Annotated in this window: 18 protein-coding genes and 1 pseudogene; 10 read left to right on the forward strand and 9 right to left on the reverse strand. The window is 72.5% G+C overall.

Features of this window, described 5'->3' with window-relative positions:
* Positions 1-12: 12 nt before the first annotated feature.
* From NMK34_RS25085 to NMK34_RS25095, 3 genes are all read left to right on the forward strand, one after another.
* Positions 13-1,671 (forward strand): sodium:solute symporter family protein, encoded by a 1,659-nt coding sequence (locus tag NMK34_RS25085; RefSeq protein ID WP_184975087.1) that lies wholly within the window; start codon positions 13-15, stop codon positions 1,669-1,671.
* Between the two features lie 16 nt (positions 1,672-1,687).
* The gene (locus tag NMK34_RS25090; protein WP_318335453.1) at positions 1,688-2,011 is read left to right on the forward strand and encodes a hypothetical protein; all 324 of its coding nucleotides are present in this window, start codon (positions 1,688-1,690) and stop codon (positions 2,009-2,011) included.
* Positions 2,012-2,087: 76 nt separating this feature from the next.
* Positions 2,088-2,471 carry a hypothetical protein gene (locus tag NMK34_RS25095; protein WP_123110071.1) on the forward strand — a complete coding sequence of 128 codons (384 nt, stop codon included), beginning with the start codon at positions 2,088-2,090 and terminating at the stop codon, positions 2,469-2,471.
* Positions 2,472-2,580: 109 nt separating this feature from the next.
* Here the strand turns inward: NMK34_RS25095 and NMK34_RS25100 are convergent, their stop codons facing one another.
* On the reverse strand, positions 2,581-4,389 hold the full coding sequence (locus tag NMK34_RS25100; RefSeq protein ID WP_318335454.1) for a glycoside hydrolase family 6 protein: 1,809 nt from the start codon (positions 4,387-4,389) through the stop codon (positions 2,581-2,583).
* Between the two features lie 631 nt (positions 4,390-5,020).
* Here NMK34_RS25100 and NMK34_RS25105 point away from each other — a divergent pair.
* Together NMK34_RS25105 and NMK34_RS25110 are read left to right on the forward strand one after the other, a co-directional pair.
* On the forward strand, positions 5,021-6,259 hold the full coding sequence (locus NMK34_RS25105) for a hypothetical protein (protein WP_318335455.1): 1,239 nt from the start codon (positions 5,021-5,023) through the stop codon (positions 6,257-6,259).
* A 79-nt stretch (positions 6,260-6,338) separates the two neighbouring features.
* Positions 6,339-7,133 (forward strand): class F sortase, encoded by a 795-nt coding sequence (locus tag NMK34_RS25110; RefSeq protein ID WP_412098967.1) that lies wholly within the window; start codon positions 6,339-6,341, stop codon positions 7,131-7,133.
* 63 nt (positions 7,134-7,196) lie between these two features.
* Here NMK34_RS25110 and NMK34_RS25115 read toward each other — a convergent pair whose 3' ends face one another.
* On the reverse strand, positions 7,197-12,263 hold the full coding sequence (locus NMK34_RS25115) for an NAD-glutamate dehydrogenase (protein ID WP_318335457.1): 5,067 nt from the start codon (positions 12,261-12,263) through the stop codon (positions 7,197-7,199).
* Between the two features lie 288 nt (positions 12,264-12,551).
* Here NMK34_RS25115 and NMK34_RS25120 point away from each other — a divergent pair, with 288 nt between their 5' ends.
* Positions 12,552-14,519 (forward strand): penicillin-binding transpeptidase domain-containing protein, encoded by a 1,968-nt coding sequence (locus tag NMK34_RS25120; RefSeq protein ID WP_318335458.1) that lies wholly within the window; start codon positions 12,552-12,554, stop codon positions 14,517-14,519.
* Between the two features lie 43 nt (positions 14,520-14,562).
* On the opposite strand, the gene NMK34_RS30940 is transcribed toward NMK34_RS25120, so the two are convergent.
* From NMK34_RS30940 to NMK34_RS25130, 3 genes and pseudogenes are all read right to left on the reverse strand, one after another.
* Positions 14,563-14,691 (reverse strand): hypothetical protein, encoded by a 129-nt coding sequence (locus NMK34_RS30940; RefSeq protein ID WP_412098918.1) that lies wholly within the window; start codon positions 14,689-14,691, stop codon positions 14,563-14,565.
* 10 nt (positions 14,692-14,701) lie between these two features.
* Positions 14,702-15,729: pseudogene (locus NMK34_RS25125) on the reverse strand (arginase family protein); the annotation flags it as partial.
* A 58-nt stretch (positions 15,730-15,787) separates the two neighbouring features.
* On the reverse strand, positions 15,788-16,705 hold the full coding sequence (locus NMK34_RS25130; protein WP_318335460.1) for a tetratricopeptide repeat protein: 918 nt from the start codon (positions 16,703-16,705) through the stop codon (positions 15,788-15,790).
* Positions 16,706-17,248: 543 nt separating this feature from the next.
* Between NMK34_RS25130 and ccrA the strand changes: the two genes are divergently transcribed.
* The 4 genes from ccrA to NMK34_RS25150 all read left to right on the forward strand — a co-directional run bounded on the left by ccrA (position 17,249) and on the right by NMK34_RS25150 (position 23,919).
* Positions 17,249-18,604: a crotonyl-CoA carboxylase/reductase gene (gene ccrA / locus NMK34_RS25135; RefSeq protein WP_194800729.1), complete on the forward strand. Its 1,356-nt coding sequence runs from the start codon at positions 17,249-17,251 to the stop codon at positions 18,602-18,604.
* A 263-nt stretch (positions 18,605-18,867) separates the two neighbouring features.
* Complete coding sequence (locus NMK34_RS25140) at positions 18,868-20,118, forward strand: DivIVA domain-containing protein (protein ID WP_318335461.1); 1,251 nt, start codon at positions 18,868-18,870, stop codon at positions 20,116-20,118.
* A 171-nt stretch (positions 20,119-20,289) separates the two neighbouring features.
* Positions 20,290-22,386, forward strand: coding sequence for a hypothetical protein (locus tag NMK34_RS25145; protein ID WP_318335462.1), 2,097 nt, complete (start codon positions 20,290-20,292; stop codon positions 22,384-22,386).
* 435 nt (positions 22,387-22,821) lie between these two features.
* A complete protein-coding gene (locus tag NMK34_RS25150) occupies positions 22,822-23,919 on the forward strand; it encodes an AI-2E family transporter (protein ID WP_318336419.1) in 1,098 nt (365 codons plus the stop codon).
* A gap of 4 nt (positions 23,920-23,923) precedes the next feature.
* Here NMK34_RS25150 and NMK34_RS25155 read toward each other — a convergent pair whose 3' ends face one another.
* From NMK34_RS25155 to NMK34_RS25170, 4 genes are all read right to left on the reverse strand, one after another.
* A complete protein-coding gene (locus tag NMK34_RS25155) occupies positions 23,924-24,733 on the reverse strand; it encodes an alpha/beta hydrolase (RefSeq protein ID WP_318335463.1) in 810 nt (269 codons plus the stop codon).
* A gap of 67 nt (positions 24,734-24,800) precedes the next feature.
* Positions 24,801-25,133, reverse strand: a complete 333-nt coding sequence (locus tag NMK34_RS25160; RefSeq protein ID WP_318335464.1) for a hypothetical protein — start codon at positions 25,131-25,133, stop codon at positions 24,801-24,803.
* A gap of 100 nt (positions 25,134-25,233) precedes the next feature.
* Positions 25,234-26,313: a hypothetical protein gene (locus NMK34_RS25165; RefSeq protein ID WP_318335465.1), complete on the reverse strand. Its 1,080-nt coding sequence runs from the start codon at positions 26,311-26,313 to the stop codon at positions 25,234-25,236.
* Positions 26,310-26,804, reverse strand: a complete 495-nt coding sequence (locus tag NMK34_RS25170) for a SigE family RNA polymerase sigma factor (protein ID WP_318335466.1) — start codon at positions 26,802-26,804, stop codon at positions 26,310-26,312. The genes NMK34_RS25165 and NMK34_RS25170 overlap by 4 nt, the downstream gene beginning before the upstream one ends.
* Positions 26,805-26,808 lie beyond the last annotated feature (4 nt).

Here is a 26,808-nt window from a genome sequence, read left to right on the forward strand (position 1 = left end):
GGGAGCACGGTCATGGGCGGTGGCGGCCTGCGATTGAACATGAACGCCCTGGACTATCTGATCCTGGCGCTCTACTTCGTCACGGTGCTCGGCGTCGGTTTCGCCGCCCGGCGCGCGATCCGCACCAGCGTGGACTTCTTCCTCTCCGGCCGCTCACTGCCCGCCTGGGTCACCGGCCTGGCGTTCGTCTCGGCGAACCTGGGCGCGCTGGAGATCATCGGAATGGCCGCCAACGGCGCCCAGTACGGCATCATGACCGTGCACTACTACTGGATCGGCGCCGTACCGGCGATGGTCTTCCTCGGCATCGTGATGATGCCGTTCTACTACGGTTCCAAGGTCCGCAGCGTCCCCGAGTATCTGCGGCTGCGCTTCAACCGCCCCACCCACCTGCTCAACGCGATCAGCTTCGCGGTCGCGCAGGTGCTCATCGCGGGCGTGAACCTCTACGCGCTGGCCCTGATCATGCAGGCGCTGCTCGGCTGGCCGCTCTGGTTCGCGATCATCGTCGGTGCGGTGATCGTGCTGGCGTACATCACCGTCGGCGGGCTCTCCGGCGCCATCTACAACGAGGTGCTCCAGTTCTTCGTGATCATCGCCGGTCTGGTGCCGATCACGGTGATCGGGCTGGTCAAGGTCGGCGGCGTGAGCGGCCTGATGGACGCGGTCCGTGACTCCAGGCTCGGCGAGGCCGGGCTGCACGCCTGGGAGGGCACCGGCAGCACCGACAACCCGCTCGGCGCGCACTGGCTGGGCATCGTCTTCGGCCTGGGCTTCGTGCTCTCCTTCGGCTACTGGACCACGAACTTCGCCGAGGTGCAGCGCGCCCTGTCCGCGCGGAACATGAGCGCCGCCCGGCGTACGCCGATCATCGCCGCGTACCCGAAGCTGCTGATCCCGGCGGTCACCGTGATCCCCGGCCTGATCGCCCTGGTCACCGTCAAGGGGCTGGGCGCCGACGAGGGCGACCTGGTCTACAACAACGCGATCCCGCTGCTCATGCGCGACCTGCTGCCCAACGGCGTGCTCGGAATCGCGGTCACCGGCCTGGTGGCCTCGTTCATGGCCGGCATGGCGGCGAACGTCAGCGGCTTCAACACCGTCTTCACGTACGACATCTGGCAGGCGTACTTCCGGCGCGACATGCCGGACGAGCACTACGTGAAGGTGGGCCGGCTCGCCACCGTCGGCGCCGTGGTGATCGGCATCGGCACCGCGTTCATCGCGGCCGGGTTCAGCAACATCATGAACTACATCCAGGCGCTGTTCTCGGTGTTCAACGCGCCGCTGTTCGGCACGTTCATCATCGGCATGTTCTGGCGGCGGATGACGCCGCTGGCCGGGTTCTGGTCGCTGCTGTCCGGCACCGTCGTCGCCACCGCCACGTACCTGCTCTACAAGGGCGGCGTGATCAGCTTCAACTCGGACCTGGAGGAGAGCTTCTGGGGCGCGGGCCTGGCCTTCGCCACCGTCGCGGTGGTGGCCGCGATCGTCACCCCGCTGACCCGGCCGAAGACCGACGACCAGCTGACCGGGCTGGTGTACGGCCTCAGCGACACCACGCTCGCCGACGACACGCTGGCCGGCGACGCCGCCTGGTACCGCTCCCCGGTGCTGCTCGGCGTCGTCGCCGTGATCCTCGCCGCCCTGTTCTACATCCCGGTCTTCTGAGGAGAGGACGCACGCCATGGCAGACGACGCGGACCGCCACTACCAGGGCGGCGAGGCGCACGACCCGCTGGTCGACGAGACCGAGGACGTCCGGGAGGAACGCTCCGCCGCGGCCCGGCTCTTCGACATCCGCCGGGTCATCGGTGGCCTGTTCGTGGTGTACGGGCTGATCGTCGGGCTGATGGGGCTGTTCGACACGTCCGCCGAGATCGACAAGGCGCAGGGCGTCCGGATCAACCTGTGGGCCGGCGCGGCGATGCTGGTGTTCGGCCTGCTGATGCTGCTGTGGCTGCGGCTGCGCCCGACCGAGACGCCGAAGCCGCACCGCGACGAGTCCTGACCCCCGCCGCCCGCATGGCACGGCCCGCACCGGGTACGCCACGGGGATCAGGCGGAAGGGACAGGAGGGCAGCAGCATGACCGATCGTGACCGCGGTGGCGAGCGGCCGCTGGAGGAGACCCCCGAGGTGGCCGCGGCGGTGGACGACGACAGCACGGTGCCCCAGTTGCGCAGCGGCGGCACCGACCCGGACAACCCCGTCTTCGCCGAGCCCGACGGGGCGGTGCCCGACACCGGGTCGCCGAACCTCATCGGTGACCCGTACGCGGCCGGTACCGGCGCGACAGGCACCGGCACCGGTGCCGCACCGGACGACATCCGCACCGGCGCCGAGCAGCCCTGGGATCCGGAGGACCTGGTGCAGGCCCGGGGCCAGGACGTGACCCCGGAGAACCTGGAACGGGCCCGCCGCGACCTGGCCGAGCTGGGCCGGGCGGCGATCGAGCGCACCGTGCCCTGACCTTCGGCACGGCCGAGGGCCCCTGGCCGACGTGGGCGTCGACCAGGGGCCCGGGGAACCCGCGCGGCGGTGCCTCACTCCCGCCGCCGCGGGTGGCCCGTACCGCGGCTCAGGAGAGCGGCGGGTAGGCGTTCTGCATGAGCTGCTGGAACTGGGCCGGGAACCAGGCGCCGGAGATCGGCGCGTCCGGCAGGGCGCCGGACATGCTGTTGCCGTTGCGGGCGTTGCCGGTGTACGTCGGGTCGCACATCCGGTCGAAGCCCTTGCCCTCGTTGTTCGGGATCTCCTTGCTGGAGCCGTCCGACTCGCCCGGGGGCTTCACCCAGACGTAGGCGTCGATCCCGGTCTCCGGGTTGGCCCGCGGCCGCTCGCCGAGACCCGCACCGGCCTGGTTGCACCAGTTGCCGGCGTGAATGCGCCGGTCGACCCGGCCGCCGTTGACGTAGGCGTCCACGCTGGTCATCGGGCCCGGGCCGGTGGGCCGGGCGGTGCCGCCCCAACCGTTACGGGAGGTGTCGATCAGCATGCCGATGTTGCTGTCGAAGCCGACCGAGACCAGCTTCTGCCGGAACGCCTGGGCGAACGACAGCTCGTCGACGTACTGGTTCCAGTCGATCCACTTGGACTGCCGGACCGTCTGGCCGTTCACCGAGTCGGTGACCTTGACGTACGGCTCCTTCAGGGCGGAGTAGTTCGCCGTGTTGACGATGAAGCCCTGCACGTTGGCGACGGTGCTGCCGGACGCCACGGCGGCGGCCTTGAGCTGGTCGGCGACCGGGCCGAAGTTGCTGTCCCAGCCGATCCAGCCGTGGTGGGCGGCGTCGATGTAGTTGTAGACGTTGCCGATCGCGCCCAGCTTCGCCAGGGCGTAGCCGACACCGTTCACGTACGCGCCGTTGGCCTTCACGGTGTCACACATGACGGTCCCGCCCGGGTTGCCCGAGGTGTTGGTCACCAGGTTGGGCAGCGAGTCGATCTCGATGATGTTGACGATGCGCAGGTTCCGGTACTTCGCGTCGCCCTGGATCGCGGCGATCGGGTCGATGTACTCGGCCTTGTACTTGGGCAGCTCGTCCGGGCCCAGCTCACCGTTGGAGGCGAGCGCCGCACAGTCGCGGCCCGGCAGGTTGTAGATGACGAACTGGATGTAACCGGCACCCTGGGCGAGCGCGGCGTCCAGGTGGTCACGGACGCCCATCGCCCCGTTGGAGCTGCTGTCCGGCGTGCCGTTGATGGCGGCGATCCGGTCGATCCAGACGGCGGTCGGGTTGTTCGACACCCGGTTGCCGCCGGACACCGACTCGGCCTTGGCCTTCCACTCGGGGTTCACGTACCCCTTCACGCCGGCGTACGGGTTGTCGACCCGCTGCCCGGGCGGCGGGGTCGTCGTCGGCGGGGTCGACGTCGGCGGGGTGCTCGTGGGGGGCGTGCTGGTCGGCGGCGTGCTCGTCGGCGGGGTGCTCGTCGGCGGGGTGCTGGTGGTCGGCGTGCCGCCGTTGCACACAGTGCCGTTGAGCGTGAACTGGGTCGGCTTGGGGTTGCTGCCGCTCCAGGAGCCGTTGAAGCCGATGGTGGTGCTGGCGCCGCTGGCGAGCGACCCGTTGTACGACTCGTTCTGCGCGGTGACGTTCTGGCCGCTCTGGGACCACCGCGCGGACCAGCCGTTCACCACCCGCTGCGAGCTGTTCGGGAAGGTGAAGCCGAGGTTCCACGAGCTGAGCGCGTCACCGATGTTCTTGATGGTCACGGTGCCGGTGAATCCACCGGGCCAGTCGCTGGTCGTGTAGGTCACGCTGCACTGCGTGGCGGCCTGCGCCGCGGTGACCGGGAGGGTCACCAGTCCACCGGCTACCAGGACGCCGGCGCCGGTGAGCGCAAGCGTCCGGTTCCGGCCGGACAGCCTTCTCCACAGATTCATGCCAATGATCTCCTTGGGCGAGACCGGATCCGCGTACGGCCCGGCGCAATGGCGGCTGCGGTCGTCCTGCGGGAACGACCGTGCGCGCCACGGGTTACTTTCGGGGGACGCCCGACCCGGACGGGCGTTGTGGGGGTGGTGGTGCCGGCCGGTCCGCAGGACCGGCCGATGGAGCCGGACGTCGGCCGGTGGTGCCGGCTGCCCTCGACGTCTGAGCTCGCGGTGTGGCTCCCCGAACCGCGTGCAGCGATTCTTGCATGGGAGCGCTTCCATGGCAATGGCTCGATGCGGCTCGCCCCACCGTACCGCCGCCCGGCGCCACCACACTCCACTCCCCGCCGCCCACCGGCGCCCTTCGGCTCGGGTGGAACGTCATGGGTGTCATAACGGCCCGGAGACACCCATGACGTTCCACTCGGCACGGGGACCGCGCGGAGGGGCGCCAACAGCACGAGTGGGACCGGCGTCGCGGTACCGCCGCGGAGAGCCCGATCGGCGCTACCGGTCGGGCAGCACGCGCCGAGGCCGCATCACCGGCAAATCCCTAAAAGCGAATCTTTCCCCGAATAAGTCGCGAAAAGGTCTAACGTCGGCCTTAGCTCGACTGACGTCGGGCTCAGGACGAACAGGGATGGAGACGCTGGTCATGGCTAAGAAGATGCTCGGGAAGGTGGTCGCGGGCGCCGCCCTCGGCGGAGCCGGCCTTCTCGCGTTCACCCCGGGAATGGCCTACGCGGGCGGGCACGACGAGGGCAAGGTCATCGCCAAGCCCCACGTGGTGAAGGCGGGGGACACCGTCGAGCTGCTCGCGATCTGCTCCGAGCCGCAGAAGCACGCCACCGTCTGGTCGAAGGTCACCGGCAAGGTCGACCTGCACCCGGCCCGCGACGGCGAGCACGGCGACTGGGCCGACCGCGGCGGCGACTGGGGCGGCGACCAGGACTGGGGCTGGGACGACAAGGGCCCGGACGGCAAGGACGACCACGGCAAGGGCCCGGACGGCCGCGGTGAGCCGGGCGGGGACGGGCACGGCCCGGACGGCAACGGCCCGGACGGCAACGGCCCCGGCGGCAACGGCCCGGGTGGGAACGGCCCCGGCGGCAACGGGCCGGGCGGTGACGGGCCCGGCGGGAACGGCCCGGGCGGCGACGGCATGCCGCAGCCTCCGGCGAACCAGCCCCAGCCGCCGGCCGGCCAGCCGGAAGGGCAGCCGCAGCCGGGTGGCGCGGGCGCCGGCGCGGCCGTCGACCCCGGCGACTGGCAGGGGCACGACGAGTACGGCCAGGACGCCGAGCCGGGCTGGGAGAAGGAGAAGCCGGGCGCGCCGGACTGGACCAAGGACGAGCACGGCCCCGACGGCAAGGACCGGCACGGCAAGGACGCCAAGGACGAGCACGGCAAGGACGACCGTGGCGGCCGGCCGGACGACAAGGGCAAGGACGGCAAGGACGAGCACGGCTCCTGGCAGGACGGTAACGACGACTGGCAGGGCGGTAACGACGACTGGCAGGGCGGCAAGGACGACTGGCAGGCGAGCGGAGGCGCCTGGCAGGAGGACAAGGGCGACTACGGCAAGGACGCCGAGCGCGACTACGGCAAGGACGAGTGGGAGCACGGGAAGGACTTCGTCTACTACGGCGAGGCCACCGTGTCGCACGACGCCCGGCCGGGCCGGTACGAGCTGCGGGGCACCTGCGGTGAGGGCGAACTGGTGGTCCTGCCGCGCGGTGGGGTCGACGGCGGCGACGGTGGCATGACGACCACCGGCGTGGACCGTACCCTCGCCACCGGCGGCGCGGGCATGATCGGCGCCGCGGCGCTGGGCGGCCTGGTGCTGCTGCGCCGGCGGCGGGCCGGTGGCCTGGTCTGACCGGACGACGACCCGGGCCGGCGGCCGCCACGGAAGTCCGTGGCGTGCCGCCGGCACGGCCGTCGTCGTCCTGCTCGCCATGGCCGGGGCCGGTCTGATCGGCGCGTCCGTCCGGACCGTCCCGCCACCGTCACCGCCGCAGCCGCTCGGCCAGGCGGCCCCGGTCACCACCGGCCCGCAGAGCGATCCGGGCGGCGCCGACGCCGACCCGGACGCCGAGAGCCGACCCGCACCGGGCGCCGAGGCCCAACCGGCACCGGGCACCACCGGCCCGTCCGCACCGGGTGGCACCGGCCGGCCGGCCGCGGACGCCGCCGGGGGCGGCCCGGCGACACCGGGTCCACCGACCGGCGCCACCCCGGGCGCCGCAGCCGTCCCCGAGACACCGAACACGACGGGCGCCGACCCGGCCCCGCTGCCCCGGTCGGCGCCGGTCACCATCTCGATCCCCCGCATCGGGGTGCAGGCGCCGATCATGTCGCTCGGCACGAACCCGGACGGCACGGTCCAGGTGCCCCCGCTGGACCAGGCCATGAACGCCGGCTGGTACTCCCCCGGCGCCAGCCCGGGCGAGGCCGGCAACGCGGTGATAGTTGGTCACGTCGACTCCGCCCAGCTCGGCCCGGCGGTGTTCTTCAACCTCGGCGCGCTGGTGGCGGGCGACACGATCGTCGTGGCCCGGCAGGACGGCTCGTCCGCCACGTTCACGGTGCGGGAGGTCGCGTCGTACCCGAAGACCGCCTTTCCCGCCGCGCAGGTCTACGGCCCGTCGGACGTCCCCGCCCTGCGCGTGGTGACCTGCGGCGGGGTGTTCGACAAGACGGCCGGCAGCTACCTGAACAACATCGTCGTCTACGCCCCGATGACGAGCTGAGGGCGGGAACGGCAGTGGCCCGGTGGTCGGGGAACCGACCACCGGGCCACTCGCGTCGAGCGGTCAGGCCGCCGCCGAGGTCCGGACGAGGGTACGGATCTGGCGCAGCAGCACCGACAGCGCGGACAGGTCGGCGCGGGACTCGTCGAACTCCCCCATCGCCCGGTGCGCCCGGTGGATCGAGGTGGCGTTCGCCTGCTCCCACTCCTGCACCCGCTCCACCGGCGGCACGTCCTCCGGCGTGGACCCGAGCACCTCCGCGGTGAGCGCGGCCAGCGCGGCGTACAGGTCGTAGCGCAGCGCCATCCGGGCCAGCGTCTGCCACCGGTCCTCGCGGGGCAGCAGGGAGATCTTCGACAGCAGCGCGTCGACCCGGAACCGGTCGGAGAGCACGAAGTAGACCGAGGCCACCTCGCTCACGTCCCGCCCGGTGCCCTGCGCCGTCTCGACGATGTCCAGCAGGCCGAAGCTGTACATCAGGCGGGTCGCCTGCTCGGCCAGGTCACGCGGCAGCCCGCGCTCGACCAGCGACTCGATGTGCGCCGCGATGGCCTCCCGCTCGGTGCCCCAGAACCGGTTCTCCAGGTCCGGCAGGAGCCGGGCCACACCGTCGCGCAGCCGGGCGATCTCCGCCGGCACGTCGATCGGCGAGCGCCGGTTGGTGACCAGCCAGCGCACCGCGCGGTCGAGCAGCCGCCGGGTGTCCAGGTAGACGGCCGTCTGCAACTCGGGCGAGACCTTGTTGTCCAGCGCCTCGACCGCGTCCCACAGGTCACGCAGGCCGAACACCTCGCGGACCACCACGTACGCCCGGAGCACGTCGGCGGCGGACGCCGCCGTCTCCTCGACCACCCGGAAGACGAACGAGATGCCGCCCCGGTTGATCGCCTCGTTGACCAGGACCGTGGTGACGATGTCCCGGCGCAGGCGGTGCCGGCCCATCCGCTCGGCGAAGCGCTGCCGCAGCGGCGTCGGGAAGTAGTTGACCAGGACGTCGGTCGTCCACTCCTCGTCCGCCAGGCCCTCGCCGACGATCTCGCGCTCCAGCACGATCTTGACGTACGCGAGCAGCACCGCGAACTCCGGCGCGGTCAGGCCGCTCTCGGTGCGGACCGCCAGCTCCTCGTCCGAGGGCAACGCCTCCAGCGCCCGGTTCAGTGCGCCGGACCGCTCCAGCTCGTTGATCATCCGCCGGTGCACCGGAAGCAGCGAGGCGGCCTGGGCCTGGGCGTTGTTCAGCGCCCGGGCCTGGTCGTAGTTGTCCCGCAGCACCAGCTCGGCGACCTCGTCGGTCATCTGGGCCAGCAGCTCGTCGCGCTCCGGCCGGTCCAGCTCACCGTCGGCCACCGCCGTGTTGAGCAGGATCTTGATGTTGACCTCGTGGTCGGAGCAGTCCACACCGGCCGCGTTGTCGATGAAGTCGGTGTAGATGCGGCCGCCGGTCGAGGCGTACTCGATCCGGCCCTGCTGGGTGAAGCCCAGGTTGCCGCCCTCGCCGACCACCCGGCAGCGCAGGCCCTTGCCGTCCACCCGGATGGCGTCGTTGGACTTGTCCCCCACCTCGGCGTTGGTCTGGCTGGACGCCTTCACGTAGGTGCCGATGCCGCCGTTCCAGAACAGGTCGACCGGCGCGGTGAGGATCGCCTTCATCAGCTCCTGCGGGCTGAGCTGCGTGACGTCCTCGTCGAGGCCGAGCACCGCGCGGACCTGCGGCGAGATCGGCACCGACTTCGCCGTACGCGAATAGACGCCGCCGCCGGCGGAGATCAGCTCGCGGTCGTAGTCCTCCCACGACGAACGCGGCATGTCGAACAGCCGCTTGCGCTCCTGGAAGGACCGGGCCGAGTCCGGATCCGGGTCCAGGAAGATGTGCCTGTGGTCGAACGCGGCCACCAGCCGGATGTGCTTCGACAGCAGCATCCCGTTGCCGAACACGTCGCCGGACATGTCGCCGACGCCGACAACTGTGAAGTCCTGCGTCTGGGTGTCGTGGCCCAGCTCCCGGAAGTGCCGCTTGACCGACTCCCAGGCGCCCCGGGCGGTGATGCCCATCTTCTTGTGGTCGTAGCCGGCCGAGCCGCCGGAGGCGAACGCGTCGCCCAGCCAGAAGTTGTGCGCCTCGGAGATCTCGTTGGCGATGTCGGAGAACGTCGCGGTGCCCTTGTCGGCGGCCACGACCATGTACGGGTCGTCGCCGTCGTGCCGGACCACGTCGTCGGGCGGCACGATCTCGCCGCTGACGATGTTGTCGGTGACATCGAGCAGCGCGGAGATGAACTCCTTGTAGCAGATCACCGCCTCGTCCCGGTCGCCCGGCTTCTGCTTGAGCACGAAGCCGCCCTTGGCGCCGACCGGCACGATCACCGCGTTCTTCACCATCTGCGCCTTGACCAGGCCGAGCACCTCGGTCCGGAAGTCCTCGCGCCGGTCGGACCAGCGCAGGCCGCCGCGGGCCACCGGCCCGTAGCGCAGGTGCACGCCCTCGAACCGGGGCGAGTAGACGAAGATCTCGAACTTGGGCCGCGGGGCCGGCAGGTCCGGGATGGCCTGCGGGTCCAGCTTGAACGCCACGTACGCCTTGGGCCGCCCGCCCACCGGCTTCTGGTAGAAGCTGGTGCGCAGCGTGGCCTGGATCAACGTCAGGTACGACCGCAGGATGCGATCCTGGTCGAGGCTGGCCACCTCGTCCAGCGCCTCACCGATCGCGTCGACCAGCTCACCGCTGCGCTGCCGCCGCTCGTCGAGCGTGGTGGCGCCCGGGGCGAACCGGGTCTCGAACAGCTTCACCAGCAGTTCGGCGATCTGCGGGTACGCGATGAACGTCTGTTCCATGTACTCCTGGGAGAACACGGTGCCGGCCTGACGCAGGTACTTCGCGTACGCGCGCAGCACGACGACCTGCCGCCAGGTGAGCCCGGCCCGGAGCACCAGCTCGTTGAAGCCGTCCACCTCGGCCTCGCCCCGCCAGGCGGCGGCGAAGGCGTTCTCCACGTGCGGACGCACCTCGGCCAGGTCCTGGTGCCGCTCGGGCAGCTCCAGACCGAAGTCGTAGAGCCAGATCCGGCCGTCGACGCGCTCCACCTCGTACGGGTGCTCGTCGACCACCTTCACACCGAGCGAGTGCAGCACCGGCAGCACGGCGGAGAGCATCATCGGCTCGCCGTACCGGTAGACCTTGAACCGCACGTCCATCGTCTCGTCGGCGTCGGCGGCGCGGGCGGCGTACGGACGCGGCGGCGCCTGCTTGCGGAACAGGTGCATCTCCAGCTGGCCGGGCTCCTCCAGCAGCTCCAGCTTCGCCAGGTCCTTCATCGCCTCGTACGGCGTGTGCCCGTCCTTGTAGCCCTCCGGGAACGCGTCGGCGTACCTGGCGAACAGGTGCTTGGCCTGCTCGTCACCGAGCTTGCGTTCCAGCACCAGCCGGTAGTCGTCGTCCCACAGCCGGGTCGCGTCGGCCAGTTCCTCGGCGAGCAGGTCGGCGTCGATGTCGCCGGGCGGATTGGTCGGGTCGGTACGCACGATGAAGTGCACCCGGGCCAGCATCGACTCGGTCACCCGGGTGGTGTAGTCGACGCCGACGCCGTTCAGCTCGCGCAGCAGGATGTCCTGCATGCGCAGCCGGTTCTGGGTGGTGAAGCGGTCCCGCGGCAGGTAGATCAGGCAGGAGATGAACCGCCCGTACGCGTCGCGGCGCAGGAACACCCGCAGTTGCCGGCGACCCGCCATCCGCAGCACGCCGATCACCGCGTGGTACAGGTCGTCGGTCTTGATCTGGAACAGCTCGTCGCGCGGGTAGGTCTCCAGGATCTGCAGCAGGTCCTTGCCGGAGTGGCTGCGCAGGCTCAGGCCCGAGCGGTCGAGCACCTCGGCGACCTTGCGCCGGACCACCGGCAGCTCCTGCACGCTGGTCCGGTACGCGGCGGTGGAGAACAGGCCCAGGAAGCGTCGCTCCCCGACCACCTCGCCCGCCTCGTTGAAGATCTTGAAGCCGATGTAGTCGAGGTACGCCGAGCGGTGCACAGTGGCACGCGAGTTGGCCTTGGTGATGATGAGCAGGCGCTTCTCCAGCACCTTCTCGTGCGCCTCGGGCGTCATCGAGTTCAGCGACCGGGCCTCTGGCGAGTCGGAGCGCAGGATGCCCAGCCCGGTGCCGAGCACCGCCTCCAGGGCCTGCCCGCCGCGCACACCGTCGGTGTGGACCAGGCGGTACTCCCGGTAACCGAGGAACGTGAAGTGGTCGTGCGCCAGCCAGCGCAGCAGCTCCACCGAGTCGGTGATGTCCTTCTCCGGCACCGGCGGGCGGTTGTCCGACGTCCGGGCGGCGGCCAGCTCGTCGGCGAGCGCGAGGGCCCGCTGCCGCATCTTCGGCCAGTCCTCGACCGCCTCGCGCACGTCGGTGAGCACCCGCTGCAACTCGCGCCGCAGCGTCTCCCGCTCGGCCGGGTCGCGGACCGGGTCGATCTCGATCCGCATCCAGCTCTCGACCAGGTCACCGGCGATGGCGTCGTCCGGTTCCACGTCCGCCGACACCTCGGTGAGCCGGCCCAGCGGCTCGCGCCGCACCACGACCAGCGGGTGCACCAGCAGGTGCACGTCCAGGTGGCGGGAGTTCAGCAGGGCGGTCACCGAGTCGACGAGGAACGGCATGTCGTCGGTGACGATCTCCACGACCGTGTGGTGCTGCTCGGCGTCCGGCTCGTGGATACGGAGCTTCAGCTCGCCCGGCACCCGCTGCTGGGCCAGGTCCCGGTGGGCCCGGGCCGCCTCCAGCATCTCCTCGGCGGTGAAGCCGATCAGCTCCTCGTCCGGCGCGAACCGCCAGAAGCGGTCCACCAGTGTGGCCGCGTCGTGGTCGTCGCCGGCCAGCGCGACCGCCTGGGCGACCAGCCGCTCCGCGTTGGGAACGGGCTCGTCCAGCTCGGCGTCCTCCGACTCGTCGGCCAGTGCCTGCGCGGGCAGGCCCAGGTCGTAGAGGGTGTCGATGCTGGAACCGGTCATCCCGGTCACTCCTGTGTCGAGACGGCTGAAACCGTCTCCGTCGGTCGCCGAATCGAAGCTGTCGTCGTCGTCCCGGCCGGTGTCAGCCTGCCGGAGGTCGGGTCCCGGTTTGATCGCCGGACGCCGGTCCATCGGTGCCACTCCCCTCGACCCACCGCGTTGTGGGTCACTCTGCCGCCCAGCCTAGGCCCTACCGCGTGGTACCTCCCGCGGCGGACCACCGGCCGGACATCCGGATCGGGACTCTGTCCTTTCACCCGTTGCGGGTCCGAGGTCGGCCGCTCGCGGAGTACCCCGACTGGCGATGTTCATCACACTCCCACACGCTGCTTCTCGCGCTGCCGGAGGCCGTGGCGGGGCGGTGGGGAGCGCCGGGTCGTACTAGCGTGCAGGGCAGTTGAGCACCGGAGGGACCGCTTCATGCCCGTGTCGTACCCCGTCCGCCCCCGCCGCCACACCCGTCACCGTGTCCTCGCGGCACTGGCCGCAGTCCTGGTCACGGCCGGTGCGCTGACCGGATGCTCCGGGGACGACGGCCCGGAGGCGGCCGTCGAGGCGTTCCTCGGCGGCTGGCGCTCCGGCGACCTGCAGGCGGTCGGCTTCGTCCAGCCGGCCGGCGGGCGGGTGCCCGCCGGCGACGTGACCAAGCAGATCCAGGCGCTCGCCGGCGCGCTCGCGGCCGACCCGCCGGAGCTGGCGCGGACCGGCGACATCACCACCAAGGGCGACGTCGCCACCGCCCGGGTCAAGGTGAGCTGGGCGCTGCCCGGCGGCGGCACCTGGGCCTACGAGAATCCGGTACGCCTCAAGCGCGGCGGCGACGACCAGTGGCAGGTGATCTGGGAGCCGTCGGTGGTGCACGAGAAGCTGGAGAGCGGCGACAGGATCGCGCTGCGGCGGGAGCCGGCGCAGCGCGCCGGTGTGCTCGACGCGGCCGGACAGCCGATCGTCGCGCCGCGCCCGGTGGTCCGGGTGCAACTCGTCCCCGGCGAGATCGACGACGTCCCCGGCCTGCTCCGGAAGCTGGATGCCGCGTTCAAGGCGATCCGGCCCGCGCTCACCCCGCCGGTCGACCTGGGCGACCTGCCCAAGCGGCTCAAGGAGGCGAAGGCGGACGGGCTCGTCGAGGTGGTGACGCTGCGCGACGAGGCGTACCGGCAGATCAAGCCGCGCATCTACGACCTGCCCGGCACCCGGTTCGTCTCCGAGCAGCTCATGCTGGCGCCGACCCGCGAGTTCGCCCGGGCCCTGCTCGGCTCGGTCGACCAGGCCACCGCCGACGACCTCCAGGCCCACCCTGAGCGGTACGCACGCGGCGACCTGGTCGGCCACGGCGGGCTCCAGGGCCGGTACGACGAGCGGCTGCGCGGCGTCCCCGGCGTCACCGTCATCACCGAGCGGACCACCCCGGACGGCAAGGTCGAGCCGACCGGCACGGAGCTGTACCGCGCCGACCCGAAGCCCGGTCAGCCGGTGAAGACGACGATCGACGCGGCCACCCAGAACGCCGCCGACGCCGCGCTGCGCGGGCAGACCCGCCGGTCCGCCCTGGTCGCCGTGCGGATCAGTGACGGCGCGGTGCTGGCCGCCGCGAACGGTCCGGGCGCGGCGGGCGAGAACCTCGCCTTCACCGCCCAGGTCCCGCCGGGTTCGACGTTCAAGATGGTCAGCGCGCTCGGCCTGCTCGACCGTGGTGCGGTGACCCCGCAGACGACTGTGAACTGCCCGAAGACGGCGACCGTCGAGGGCCGGGTCTTCAAGAACTCGGACGACTTCGAGCTGGGCGCGGTGCCGTTCGCCACTGACTTCGCCAAGTCGTGCAACACCGCGTTCGTGGCGCTGGCGCCGAAGCTCGGCCCGGACGGGCTGGCGCAGGCCGGCCGGTCGCTCGGCCTGGAGGCCGCGTGGGATCTGGGCACCGACGCGTTCACCGGCAAGATCTCCGCCAACGGCCCGGCCACCGAACAGGCCGCCGCCGCGATCGGCCAGGGCACCACACTGGTCAGCCCGCTGACGATGGCGAGCGCCACCGCGGCGGTGGCCCGGGGCAGGTTCGAGCAGCCGAAGCTGCTGCTCGAACCGGCGCCGGCCAAGCCCGCGCCGGCCGGCGAGGCGCTCAAGCCGGAGTCGGTGGCGGCGCTGAAGACGATGATGCGCGGGGTGGTCACGTCGGGCAGCGGCAGCGTGCTCGCCGACGTCCCGGGCGAGCCGGTGCACGGCAAGACCGGCACCGCGGAGTACGACAACAACCCGGCGCACACGCACGCCTGGTTCGTCGGCTGGCAGGGCGACGTGGCCTTCGCCGTCTTCGTGGAGCAGGGCGGGGCGGGCTCGAAGGTGGCGGCGCCGATCGCCGAGAAGTTCCTGCGCGGCCTGGCCGCGAGCTGAGCGGGTTCCGCACCGCCGTGCGCCGCGAACTGAGGCGTACCGGTCAGGCGATGTCGATGCCGGAGCGGGCCGGGTCCGGCTCGTCTCCGGCGGAGGCGCGGCGCAGCAGGCCGGGCCCGAGCGGGTCGTCGCCGAGGTCGTCGTCGGTCGGGTCGGGCCCGATCGGCTCCACCGCGACCGCCGGCGCCGGTACGGCCGCCGGGGCGGGCAGCGGCTCGGGCTCCGGCCTGCTGTCGGCGGCGCGGGGCGCCGGTGCGACAGGTCCGGCCGGCAGCAGCCGGGGCGGCACGGCACCGGGCGCGACCACCGGGGCGAGCCCGGCGACCACCGTGTTCACGATCTCGGCCGCGTACGCCCCGTCCGGGTCGTAGTCGGGGTCGAACACGGTCAGCTCGACGCCGAGGCAGTGCGGGGTGTCGACCAGCCCGGCGAGCAGGATCTCCAGTTCGGCGAAGGCGATGCCGCCCGGGTCGGGCGCGTCCACGGCGGGCATCACCGCCGGGTCGAGCACGTCCACGTCGATGTGCACCCAGTAGCCGGCGCAGTCGACGAGCTGCTCGTGCGCCCACTGTGCGGTCCGTGCGGCGCCCTCGGCGCGCAGCGCCGGCACCGGCCGGGTGGTGATGCCGGCGGCCTGGAGGTCGAGCCGGTACTCGTCCTGCGCGCGGATGCCGAGCACCACCACGTCGATGTCCCGGAAGTACGGCCGGCGGCCCTCGATCGCGGCCAGGTCGGGCTGCCCCCGGCCGGTGACCAGGGCCAGGTCCTCCCCGGCGGCGGCACCGACGTAGGAGGCGTTGCCGGGGTGCCGGAAGTCGGAGTGGCCGTCGACGAAGACCAGCCCGATCCGCCCGCCGACCGCCTCGCCGAGACGGTGCATGGCCAGCGCCGAGCCGAGCAGCACCGAGCAGTCCCCGCCGAGCACCAGCGGGAACTCGCCCCGGTCGATGATCGCCCCGATCCGGTCGGCGAGCGCCACCGAGTACGCGGAGATCTCCGGCGCGTGGCAGACGCCGTCGCCGGGCCGCCAGTCCCCCGGGTCGTACCGGGGCGGGGTCAGGCAACCGGCGTCGCGGGCCCGCAGCCGGGCGAGCAGGCCGTGGTCGCGCAGCGCGCCCGGCGCCTTGCCGCACCCGGGGACGGAGCTCGCAGTGGGCGGGCGCAGTCCGAGGTTCGTCGGCGCGTCGAGGACGGCGATCCGGCGCATCATGGGCTCCCGTCCTCGGTGGTCGGGCGGGCCGGCGGTGCGCCGGCCCGCGCGGGTTGACTCAGAACAGCGCGCTGGCCAGGGCGCGTCGGGCGGAGGCCACGGCGGGGTCGTCCGGGCCGGCGATGGTGAACAGGCCGAGCAGGTGCTGGCGTACCCGGTCCCGGTCGTCGCCGGCGGTGCGCCGGACCACGCCGACGAGCCGCTTGTACGCCTCGTCGGCGAGGCCGCTGAGCACCTCGATGTCGGCGGCGAGCAACTGGGCGTCCACGTCGTCGGGGGCGGCGGCAGCGGCGTCGAGCGCGCCCTGCGGGTCCGCGCCGGCGACCCGGCGGGCCAGCCCGACCTGCGCCAGGCCCGCCTCCGCCGCCGCGTCGGCCGGGGTCTCGGCGAGGATCTTCCGGTACGCCGCCTCGGCCGCGTCGAGGTCACCGCTCATCAGCGCGTCGTCGGCGGCGTCGAGGCGCGGATCCTCCGGTGCGGCGACGGTGACGCCACCGGCCTTGAGCACGGCCTGGAGCCACTGTCGCAACTGCGACTCGGGGACCGGGCCGGGGAAGGCGTCGATCGGGCGGCCGCCGACGATGGCGTACGTGGTGGGCAGCGTCTGGAGCTGGAACATCTGCGCGAGCCGCGGCTGCTGCTGCACGTCGACCCGGGCCAGCAGCCACGCTCCGCCGCCCTCGGCGGCCAGCCGCTCCAGCACCGGGGCGAACTGGTCGCTCTCCGGGTAGCCGGCGGCACCGAAGAAGACCACCACCGGTGTGGTGAGCGAGCGTTCGAGCACCTCGGACTGGATGTTCGCCTCGGTCACGTCGATCACGGCGGCGGAGCCTGCGGGGCTGCCGGGCAGCCCGGTCGGCCCAGCGACCTGGGACGGTGTGGCGGAGGAGGTGTCGGCCGGTGCGGGGGTGCGCAGCGCGCTGAGGTCGACCGCGCCGCGGGTGAAGATCGACGAGGTGATCCGTGGGTCGCTCATGGTTGTCTAGTCTCGCACGTGCGCGACGGATCTCCGACCAGCCGCGACGGCGACAGTCACCACTCTCCCCCAGCTCAGCCCGCCCGCAAGGAAGGGCCCCTTATTAACGCCTCCGGTAGAGGAAGGGCCCCTTGTTAACAGCAGTTGCTTGGGTTCTAGGGATCGTTGCAACGCCTGACCTGATGAGGGCCATGATCCACGTCATGGTCACCCGCCTGGCCCGCAACACGAAACCGGCCCAGGCAACCAGCACCTGAACCGGCTTCTCAAACGCTCACTAAGAAGGGGCCCTTCCTAACACGTGGGAACACGCGCGGCAGTGCGCACTTGCACGTTCCCACGGACACCTCCACGCATCGGTGGATGCAGTTTTTCACAGAGGGGTTCCCGCTTTAGCTACCGTTCAGTAACGTCCGCCCGAACAGCAGCGGCGACCGGTTGCCGAATGTGTCGATTGCCGACATGGCGGTCCCGTCGCACCGGCGCCGACGATGGCAGCACCCCTGCCCGCGTCGTGCGGGTGCGGACAAACGGGAGGTCACCGTGCAGGACATCCTCGAAGCGATCATGGCGGCGGAGGGTTCGTCGCAGCCGGAGCGGGAGCTCGCCGGCCTCGCCGGCCTGCCCGTGCCGGAGAGCTACCGGGGCGTGGTGGTGCGTGCCGAGGACACCCGCATGTTCGAGGGCATGGCCACCCGCGACAAGGATCCGCGCAAGGCGCTGCACGTGCAGGAGGTGCCCACCCCCGAGCTGGGCCCCGGTGAGGCGCTCGTCGCGGTGATGGCCAGCGCGATCAACTACAACACGGTGTGGACGAGCATCTTCGAGCCGCTGCCGACCTTCAAGTTCCTCCAGCGCTACGGCCGGCTCTCCGAGCTGACCCGCCGCCACGACCTGCCGTACCACGTGGTCGGCTCGGACGCCGCGGGCGTGGTGCTGCGCACCGGGCCGGGCGTGACCAAGTGGAAGGCCGGCGACGAGGTGGTCGCGCACTGCCTCTCGGTCGAGCTGGAGGACTCCGCCGGCCACGACGACACGATGCTCGACCCGCAGCAGCGGATCTGGGGCTTCGAGACCAACTTCGGCGGCCTGGCCGAGCTGGCGATCGTCAAGGCCAACCAGCTGATGCCGAAGCCGCGCCACCTGAGCTGGGAGGAGGCGGCCAGCCCGGGGCTGGTCAACTCCACCGCGTACCGGCAGCTCGTCTCGCACCACGGCGCGAACATGAAGCAGGGCGACGTGGTGCTGATCTGGGGCGCCTCCGGCGGCCTCGGCGGGTACGCCACCCAGATGGCCCTCAACGGCGGCGCGATCCCGGTCTGCGTGGTCTCCTCGCCGGAGAAGGCCGAGCTGTGCCGCAAGATGGGCGCCGAGCTGGTCATCGACCGGACGGCCGAGGGGTTCAAGTTCTGGTCCGACGAGCAGACCCAGGACCAGGACGAGTGGCGGCGCTTCGGTGAACGCATCCGCGAGCTGACCGGCGGCGAGGACCCGGACATCGTCTTCGAGCACCCCGGCCGGGAGACGTTCGGCGCCAGCGTCTACGTCGCCAAGAAGGGCGGCACGATCGTCACCTGCGCCTCCACCAGCGGCTTCAACCACCAGTACGACAACCGCTACCTGTGGATGCACCTCAAGCGCATCGTCGGCAGCCACTTCGCCAACTACCACGAGGCGTGGCAGGCCAACCGGCTGGTCGCGCTGGGCAAGGTGCACCCGACCGTGTCGAAGACGTACGCCCTGGAGCAGACCGGCCAGGCCGCGTACGAGGTGCACCGCAACGCGCACCAGGGCAAGGTCGGCGTGCGGTGCCTCGCCCCCGCCGACGGGCTCGGCGTCCGGGACACCGAGATGCGCTCGCGCCACGAAAGCGCCATCAACCGGTTCCGCGGTCACTGACCGTACGGTCGCGCCGGATTGCCTTTCCGGCCGAGCCGGGCACCATTCGACCGGCGTACGCACAAAGGGCCGCGGGTACCGACCCGCGGCCCTTTTCGCGCCGCCTTCCCCGCAGAAGCCCGACCCGCCCCACCCGCCCGGGAGCTGCCAAGATCGCCAATTGGTCCGGTCTCACCGGCCGACCGAGTTGACCATGTAAACAGGACGCGAAAGGTGCCCACCGCTCTTGCGAACCACCCTGGGGCGTCTGCCAGTATGTCCCAATGCCCCAGCAGCAGTCCTCCCCTCTTGCGTTCTTCGATAACGCGAACTCACAGCCCGATTTCACCGTTGGCCTGCGTGGTTACAACACCAACCAGGTCGACGACTTCATCGGCCGGCTCAGCGCCGCCCTGAGCCAGTCCGAGCAGGCCCGCGCCGAGGCCGAGCAGCGGATGAACGACGCTCAGCGCCGGCTGCGGCAGGCCGAGCAGCGCCAGAGCGCGCTGGAGCAGAAGCTCACCGAGACCAACAAGCAGCTCGAGGAGAACAGCCGGCCGACGCTCTCCGGCCTGGGCACTCGCGTCGAGCAGATCCTGCGGCTGGCCGAGGAGCAGGCCAACGACCACCGCAACGAGGCCAAGCGCGAGTCGGAGGGCATCCTCTCCGCCGCCCGCCTCGAGGCGCGTGAGATCACCGACAAGGCCCGCGCCGAGGCCGCCGCCATGAAGGCGACCGCCGAGCGCGAGGCCGGCAGCGTCCGTACCGCCGCCGAGCGCGAGGCCGCCGAGGTCCGCGTGCAGGCCCGCCGCGAGGCCGACACGCTGCGCGCCGACGCCGACCGGGAGACCAAGCAGCTGCGTACGGTCACCGCGCACGAGGTGGCCGAGCTGAAGTCGACCGTGGAGCGCGAGGTCGCCACGCTGCGCGCCACCGCCGAGCGGGAGATCACTCAGCAACGGGCCAAGGCCGCCCGGGAGGCCGAGGAGAAGCGGGCCGAGGCGACCAAGCTGCTCACCGACGCGCGCGACAAGCGCGACAAGGACCTGCAGGCCCTGGAGCTCCAGCTCGCCGAGCGGCGCGAGAAGGCCGAGCGCGAGGAGTCGGAGCGGCACGCCGCCCAGGTCGCGCAGACCCAGAAGCTGGTGAACGAGGCCGAGCAGCGCGCCCGCGCCGCGCAGGAGCGGGCCAAGGAGATCGAGCAGCGGGCCGAGGCCCGGCGGGTCGAGTCCGAGCGCACCGCCAACGAGACCGTCGACAAGGCCAAGGCGCTGGCCGACAAGACGCTCAACGAGGCGCGCGCCGAGGCGCAGCGGGTGCTCAACGAGGCCCGCACCGAGGCCGAGCTGACCACGCAGGCGGCCCGCCGCGAGGTCGAGGACCTGACCCGTCAGAAGGACGCGGTCACCTCGCAGCTCGGGCAGATGCTGTCCGGCCTGGCCGGCATCGTGCCGGGCGTGCCGGCCGGCGGCAAGGCCGAGGCGCCGAAGGCGGACGCCGCCGGGCAGAAGGTGACGGCCGAGTCGGCCGGCTGATCGGACACCCGCTGTCGGGGGCATGAGCCACGGCGCGGGGTGACGCCGGGTGACCGGTGTCGCCCCGCGCCGTCATGCTTGTGCGGCCCGTTTCGCCAGGAGGGTGAAGTAGCTCCCAGAAGGGGCGTCCGTATCGCCCCAGCAGAGCCGGATGCGTGTGAGGATGGGGGCATGTCGCACGGCGAGGAACTGTTCGCGCTCGGCGGGGACGTGACGACGGAGCCCAGCTTCGAGTCCGCCCTGCGGGGATACGAGAAACGGCAGGTCGACCGCTACGTCGCTCGCGCGGAGCACGAGATCGCGGCGTTGACCACCGAGCGGGAACAGGCATACACCCAGATCCACAAGCTGGCCGGTCAGGTCGAGGTGCTCCAGCGCGACCTGGCCCAGGTGCGCAAGCAGGCGGCGGTGGTGGACCGGGCGTCGTTCCGGCACCTGGGTCCGCGCGTCGAGCAGATCCTCACCATGGCCGAGGAGCAGGCCGACGACATCCTGGCCGCCGCCAACGAGGAGATCGAGGCCCGCCGCGCCGCCGCCGAGCACATCGTCGAGGAGGCCCGGGAGCAGGCTGCCCAGGCGCTCAAGGACTTCGAGATCGCGCTGGCGGCCCGCCGGACCGAGGAGGAGCGGCACACCGCCGCCCGCAAGGCCGAGGCCGAGGCCACGCTGAAGGCCGCCAAGGACGAGTCGGCGAAGCTGCGCAAGGACGCGCAGGACGAGTCGACGAGGCTGCGGACGGCCGCCCAGGACGAGGCCGAGAAGCTGCGCCGGACCGCCCGGGAGGCGCTGGCGAAGGCCCAGCAGGAGGCCACCCAGCTCCGTGACACCGCCAAGGAGATCCACTCCCGGGCACAGCAGGAGGCCGCGCGGCTGCGGGAGTCGGCCAAGGAGGCGCTGGCCAAGGCCCAGCAGGAGGCGAACCAGCTCCGCGAGGCGGCCAAGGAGGTGCACGCCAAGGGCCAGCAGGAGGCCAAGCGGCTCACCGACGCCGCCGCCGAGGCCGGCCGGGCCACGCACGCCAAGGCGCTGGCCGAGGCCAAGAAGATCGTGGACGACGCGGAGGAGGCCGCCAAGGCCACCCGCGGCCGGGCCCGCAGCGAGGCCAACCGGCTCACCACCGAGGCCGCCGAGGCCGGCAAGCGCAATCGCGCCGAGGTCGAGGCGTACGTGCAGCGCATGCGCACCGAGACCGAGGCGTACGTGCAGCAGGCCCGCGCGCAGACCCAGCAGGAGCTGGGCGCGTGGCGGGCCGGGGTGGAGAAGGAGGTCGCCGAGCGGCGGGACGGCGCGGAGAAGGAGCTGGCCCAGCGCCGGGCCGCCGCCGAGCAGGAGTTCGCCAAGCGCCGCGACGAGCTGGACAAGCAGCACGCCAAGCGCCAGGAGGAGCTGGAGCAGGCGTACACGACGCGGCGTGACGAGATCGAGCGCACCGCCGCCGATGTCCGGCAGGCCGCCGAGGCCGACGCGCTGAGCATGCGGCAGCAGGCCGAGCTGGAGGCCGCCGAGCTGCTGCGCCGCGCCGAGGCCGACGCCGGCGCGCAGCGCCGCAAGGCCGACGAGCACGTCGCGGCCTCGCGACGCCAGTTCGAGGAGTACGCGGCCACCACCCAGCAGCACCTCGCCACCACGCAGCAGCACCTGGCCGCCACCCAGCAGGAGGTGGCCGCCGGCCGGCAGCAGCTCGCCGGGGTCATGCTGGAGATCGCCAAGGCCCAGCAGGAGCTGGCCGACCTGCGTACCGAGACCTGGAAGTCGCGGCAGGAGTCCGACGACCTGCAGCGCCGCCTCACCGACCTGCGGCGCGACGCCGACTCGGCCGGGATCGCGGCCACCCCAGTCGACCCGGACGACCTCGCCGCCGCCTCCACCGGCCGGTCCACGGGCGACGGCACGCCGGCGGGCGACGGCACGCCGGTCACCAGCGGCGCGGAGAGCGCCGGCGACACCCCGGCCGGCGCCGGCGCGCCGGTGGCCGCGAAGGGCACCGCCACCGCGGTCCCCAACGGTGCCGGGCCGGCCAGGGGTGACGGCGAGTCCCCCGACGCGGGCACGGCGAAGCCGGTCGGCGAGCCGGTGACCACGATGGACTCCCCCGCCGGCGCGGGCGTCGACGGCGAGCCCACTGTGGCCGCCGTGCCGGGCGAGGGCGGCCGGGGAGCCACCCCCACGAAGATCACCAGCACCGGTGAGAACGGCAAGCGCCCGACCAAGCCCACCACCGACGAGCGCAGCGCCAAGCCCAGCACGGTGACGGTCGACAAGGACTGAGCCACCCGACGCGCCGGATCGGGGAGGTGGTGGCATCCGCCCCACCCGGACCCCGCCACTTCCCCGAACTGGCGGGCCCAGCGCCACCTCGGCGACGTGGCGGCATCCCACTCACCCGGACCACACCACCTCCCCGAACTGGCGGGCGACCCGCGCCACCCGCCCGGCGGGTGGCGGTGGTGGGATGGCCGGGCCGGGCGGCGGAGACTACCCTGCGGGCAGAGGGCCGCACGTCGGCCGTGGACGGCACCGGCGGGCGAGCCGGGTAGCGGGGAGGCACGGGTGTCACAGGAGGGTTCCGCCGCCCGGGACGACGAGGCCGCGGACGTGAACACCTCCGGCTCCCCCACCGGCGATGCGAGGCCCGCAGGCGGCACCACGGGCACCGCGAGTGAGACCACGCGCACCGCGGAGCACACGCGGACCGGCACCGGCATGAGCGGCGAGCGGCCCGTCGACGTCGAGCCGGGTGAGTTCGAGCCGAGCGGGCGCTTCGGCGTACCGGGACGCCCGCTGCGGCGCAGCGCCTTCCTGGTCGGGTTCACCGGCGCGCTCGGCGTGCTGCTCGCGTACGCGTTGTTCCTGGGCATCCGCAACGCCGCCGGCATCCTGGTGCTCGTGGTGATCGCGCTGTTCCTCGCGGTCGGCCTGCACCCCGCGGTGGTCCGGTTGCGCAAGTGGGGCGTGCCGCGCGGGCTGGCGGTGGCGGTCGTGACGCTCACCCTGCTGCTGCTGATCGTCGCCGGCCTGCTGGCGCTGGTGCCGCCGGTGGTGACCCAGTCCGGTCAGTTCATCCAGCAGTTGCCCGGGTACGTCGAGGAGCTGCGCCGCAATCCCACAGTCAACGACCTGGTGATCCGGTACGACGTGATGGAGCGGGTCCAGGCGGCGGCGAACGCGGACAACGTCGGGCGGGCGCTCGGCGGGGTGCTCGGCGGCGCGCAACTGATCTTCGGGACGATCTTCCGCCTGCTCACCGTGCTGGTGCTGACGATCTACTTCCTGGCGTACTTCGACAAGCTGCGCGAACTCGGGTACGCGCTGGCGCCGCGCTCACGCCGGGAGCGGGTCCGGCTGATCGGCGACGAGATCCTCACCCGGGTCGGCGCGTACATGGTCGGTGCGCTCGCCATCGCGGTGCTGGCCGGGGTGAGCACGTTCGTGTTCGCGCTGGCGGTCGGCCTGCCGTACCCGTTCGCCCTGGCCGTGGTGGTCGCGGTGACCGACCTGATCCCGCAGATCGGCGCGACGCTGGGCGCGGTGGTGGTGACGCTCGTCGGGCTCGCCACGGACCTGCCGGTGGGCATCGCCTGTCTGGTGTTCTTCGTGATCTACCAGCAGGTGGAGAACTACCTGATCTATCCGAAGATCATGCGCCGGGCGGTGGCGGTGAACGAGGTGGCCGCGCTGCTCGCCGCGCTGCTCGGGGTGGCGCTGCTGGGCGTGGTGGGCGCGCTCATCGCGATCCCGACGGTGGCCGCGTTGCAGCTGATCCTGCGCGAGGTGGTGCTACCCCGCCAGGACGCCCGCTGAGCGGTTACTCGGCGCGCCGCTGGGCCGGGCCGGGCACCGGGGTGTCGGCGAACGCGGCGACGGTGCGGTCGGCGTACGCGCTGACGTCGCCGGTCTCCATCGGGCCGTCCCAGGTGGTGGGCAGCGGCAGCGGTACGCCGGGGGCGACCCGCCGGACGATCTCGTCCAGCACCTTCTCCGCGTCGCCGACCCAGAGGTGCTTGGCTCCGTCCACGCCCACCACCTCGGCCTGCGGCACCGCGGCGAAGCGCTCCCGGGCCTCCTCCGGGCGCAGGTAGTCGTCGAACTCGGGGACCAGCGCGGTGAGCGGCTTGCCCGTCTCGGCCCAGACCGCCAGGTCCTCCGGCGCGGAGTAGCGCAGCGGCGGGGAGAGCAGGATCGCGCCGGCCACCGCCGGGTCGCAGCCGTACTTCAGCGCCAGGTCGGTGCCGAACGACCACCCGACCAGCCAGATGTTCGGCAGCTCGTGGAACTCGGCGTACTCGATCGCCGCGGCCACGTCGAACTTCTCGCCGACGGCGCCGTCGAACGCTCCCTCGCTGGTGCCGCGGACGCTGCTGGTGCCCCGGGTGTTGAACCGGAGCACGGCCAGGCCGGCCAGCGCGGGCAGCCGCCACGCCGCCTTGCGGAACACGTGGCTGTCCATCATCCCGCCGTGCGTGGGCAGCGGGTGCAGGCAGACGAGTGTGGCGGCCGGTTCGCGGTCCAGCGGCCGGGCCAGCTCGCCGACGAGCGTCAGCCCGTCGGCCGTGTGCAGCTCGATGTCCTCCCGGCGGCCGGGCAGGATCGACGACGCGCGAATCGGAGTGCTCACGCCTGCCAGTCTCCCGCGTCGGCGGCCCCGCCGCCCAGCGGGACGGGAACCGGGTGATCCAGATCGCTCAGCCGTAGCGCGGGGCGCCCCGGCCGCGCTGGAGGTTCGGCCCACGCCGGTCCCGGGCCCGCCAGCAGCCGGAGTGCCAGTGCCGGCGGTCGGTCAGGTCACCCCGGTCGTCGGCCGGCCAGGCCACCAGGTGCGCCACGCCGGGACGGATCTCCTGGTCACAGCCGGGACAACGGTACGTCTTGACTGATGCTCCGCCGCTGATCGCGCGTATCTGCCAGTCGCCGTCGCGCCACTGCTGCACGGTCGGCACGCCGTGGCGGGCACGCTCGGCGTCCAGGCCGGGGTTCTCCTCCCGGCGGGGGCGGTTGCGACGAGGGCTCACGGTCACCAAGCGTACGGTCCGCCGGCCGGACCCGGGTCGGGCGATCTTGGTACGGATGCGCCCTTCCCGGGCCGTTCCGTACCGAGATCGCCCTCGTGGTGGCCGATCAGGGCCAGGTCTGCGGACGCGCGAGGTCCTTCGCCACCTCCGCCCCGGCCAGCACCGTCGCCGCGTCGGCCTCGGTGAAGTCCACCTGGCCCGCGGGCCGGTCGCCGGAGAAGGGCCAGGCGAAGTCGACTGTCAACCGCCCCTTGGGCAGGCCGAGCAGTTCCAGCCGGGTGCCGTCCGGATAGAGGAAGCCCGGGCGGCCACCCAGGTCCCGGTTGCTGCCGCGACCCGTGTCCTCCGCCGTCTCCGCCCCGTAGATCAAGCGCATCCACATGGTCGAGGAGGGCTCCCGGAAGACGGTGAGCTGAGCCATGTAGCCCTTCGGGAAGGCGGCCACGTCCACCGCGCATCCGGTCACCGCCGCGTCGGCCGGCAGCGAAGTCAGCCGCACCGGCCCGGCGCATCGCCGGGCCTCGTCCCAGCGCACCAGGCCGGAGACCCGTTTCAAGGCGGCCACGTCACCGCGCAGCGTGGCCGCCCGGGCGTAGAGACCGGGGAACGGCTGCCACGACGTGACCAGACCGTCCGTACCGGCGACGCGCAGCACGCCACCGTCGAAGTCGAGCCGGCCGCTGACGGCCTGCACCGGGAAGCCGTCGATCGGCGTGTCGTCGAGGGCCTTCGCCACCGGGCTCACCTCGAGCAGGATCGGGTGTCCCTCGCCGTCGCTGAACCGGATCGACTCGATCGGGTTGGACGCGTGCACGGACCAGCCGAGATAGCGGGCCCGGCTGCTGTCCAGTCCGAGGTGCAGCACCTGCGGATCGGTGCCGACCAGGTCGGGGCGGTCGCGCGCGGCGGGCACCCCGTCGGCGAGCGGCGGCACCGGGGGTGGTGCGGCCTCCGGCGTCGCGGCCGTCCAGGGCATCCGCCCGGCCAGCCCGCCCACGTCCGCGCGTATCGCGCCGGTGAAACCGAGCACGCCGACCAGGGCGAGCGCGGTCCCGGCGGTGGCCCGGCGGCGTACCCGCCGGCGCCGGCCGAGCGCGCGCGAACCACGCAGCAGGCGTCCGGTGTCGATCTCCCCTTCGGCGTGCTCCCGCAGCACCGAGGCGATCCGCTGGTCGAGGTCGGTCACAGCCGGCTCCCCTTCGTCATCGGGACGCCGTAGCGCTCCCGGAGGTGGGCGAGCGCCCGCATCGCGTGGGTGCGGACGGTGACCGGGGAGCAGTCGAGGATCTGGGCGATCGTGGCGTCGTCCAGGTCCTCGTAGTAGCGCAGCACCAGGACGGCGCGCTGGCGGTCCGGGAGGGCGCGGATCAGCCGCCACATCTCGTCCCGGTCCGCCGCCTCACCGCCGAGGTCGCCGCGTTGGGGCCGTTCGGCGAACGTGTCCACCGCCAGCTCGCGGCTGGACCGCCGCCGCCACCAGGACGTGTTCGCGTTGACGAGCATCCGGCGCACGTACACGTCGGGCCGGTCGACCCGGGCGATCTTCCGCCAGTGCACGTACGCGCGCGCCAGCACGTCCTGGGTCAGGTCCTCGGCGCGGTGCGCGTCGCCGGTCAGCAGCCGGGCCAGACGCAACAGAGCCGGGCCGCGGCTGCCGACGTACTCCTCGAAGGTCACACCC

This window comes from Micromonospora sp. BRA006-A (genome assembly GCF_033433935.1).
GTDB classification, from domain to species: domain Bacteria; phylum Actinomycetota; class Actinomycetes; order Mycobacteriales; family Micromonosporaceae; genus Micromonospora; species Micromonospora aurantiaca.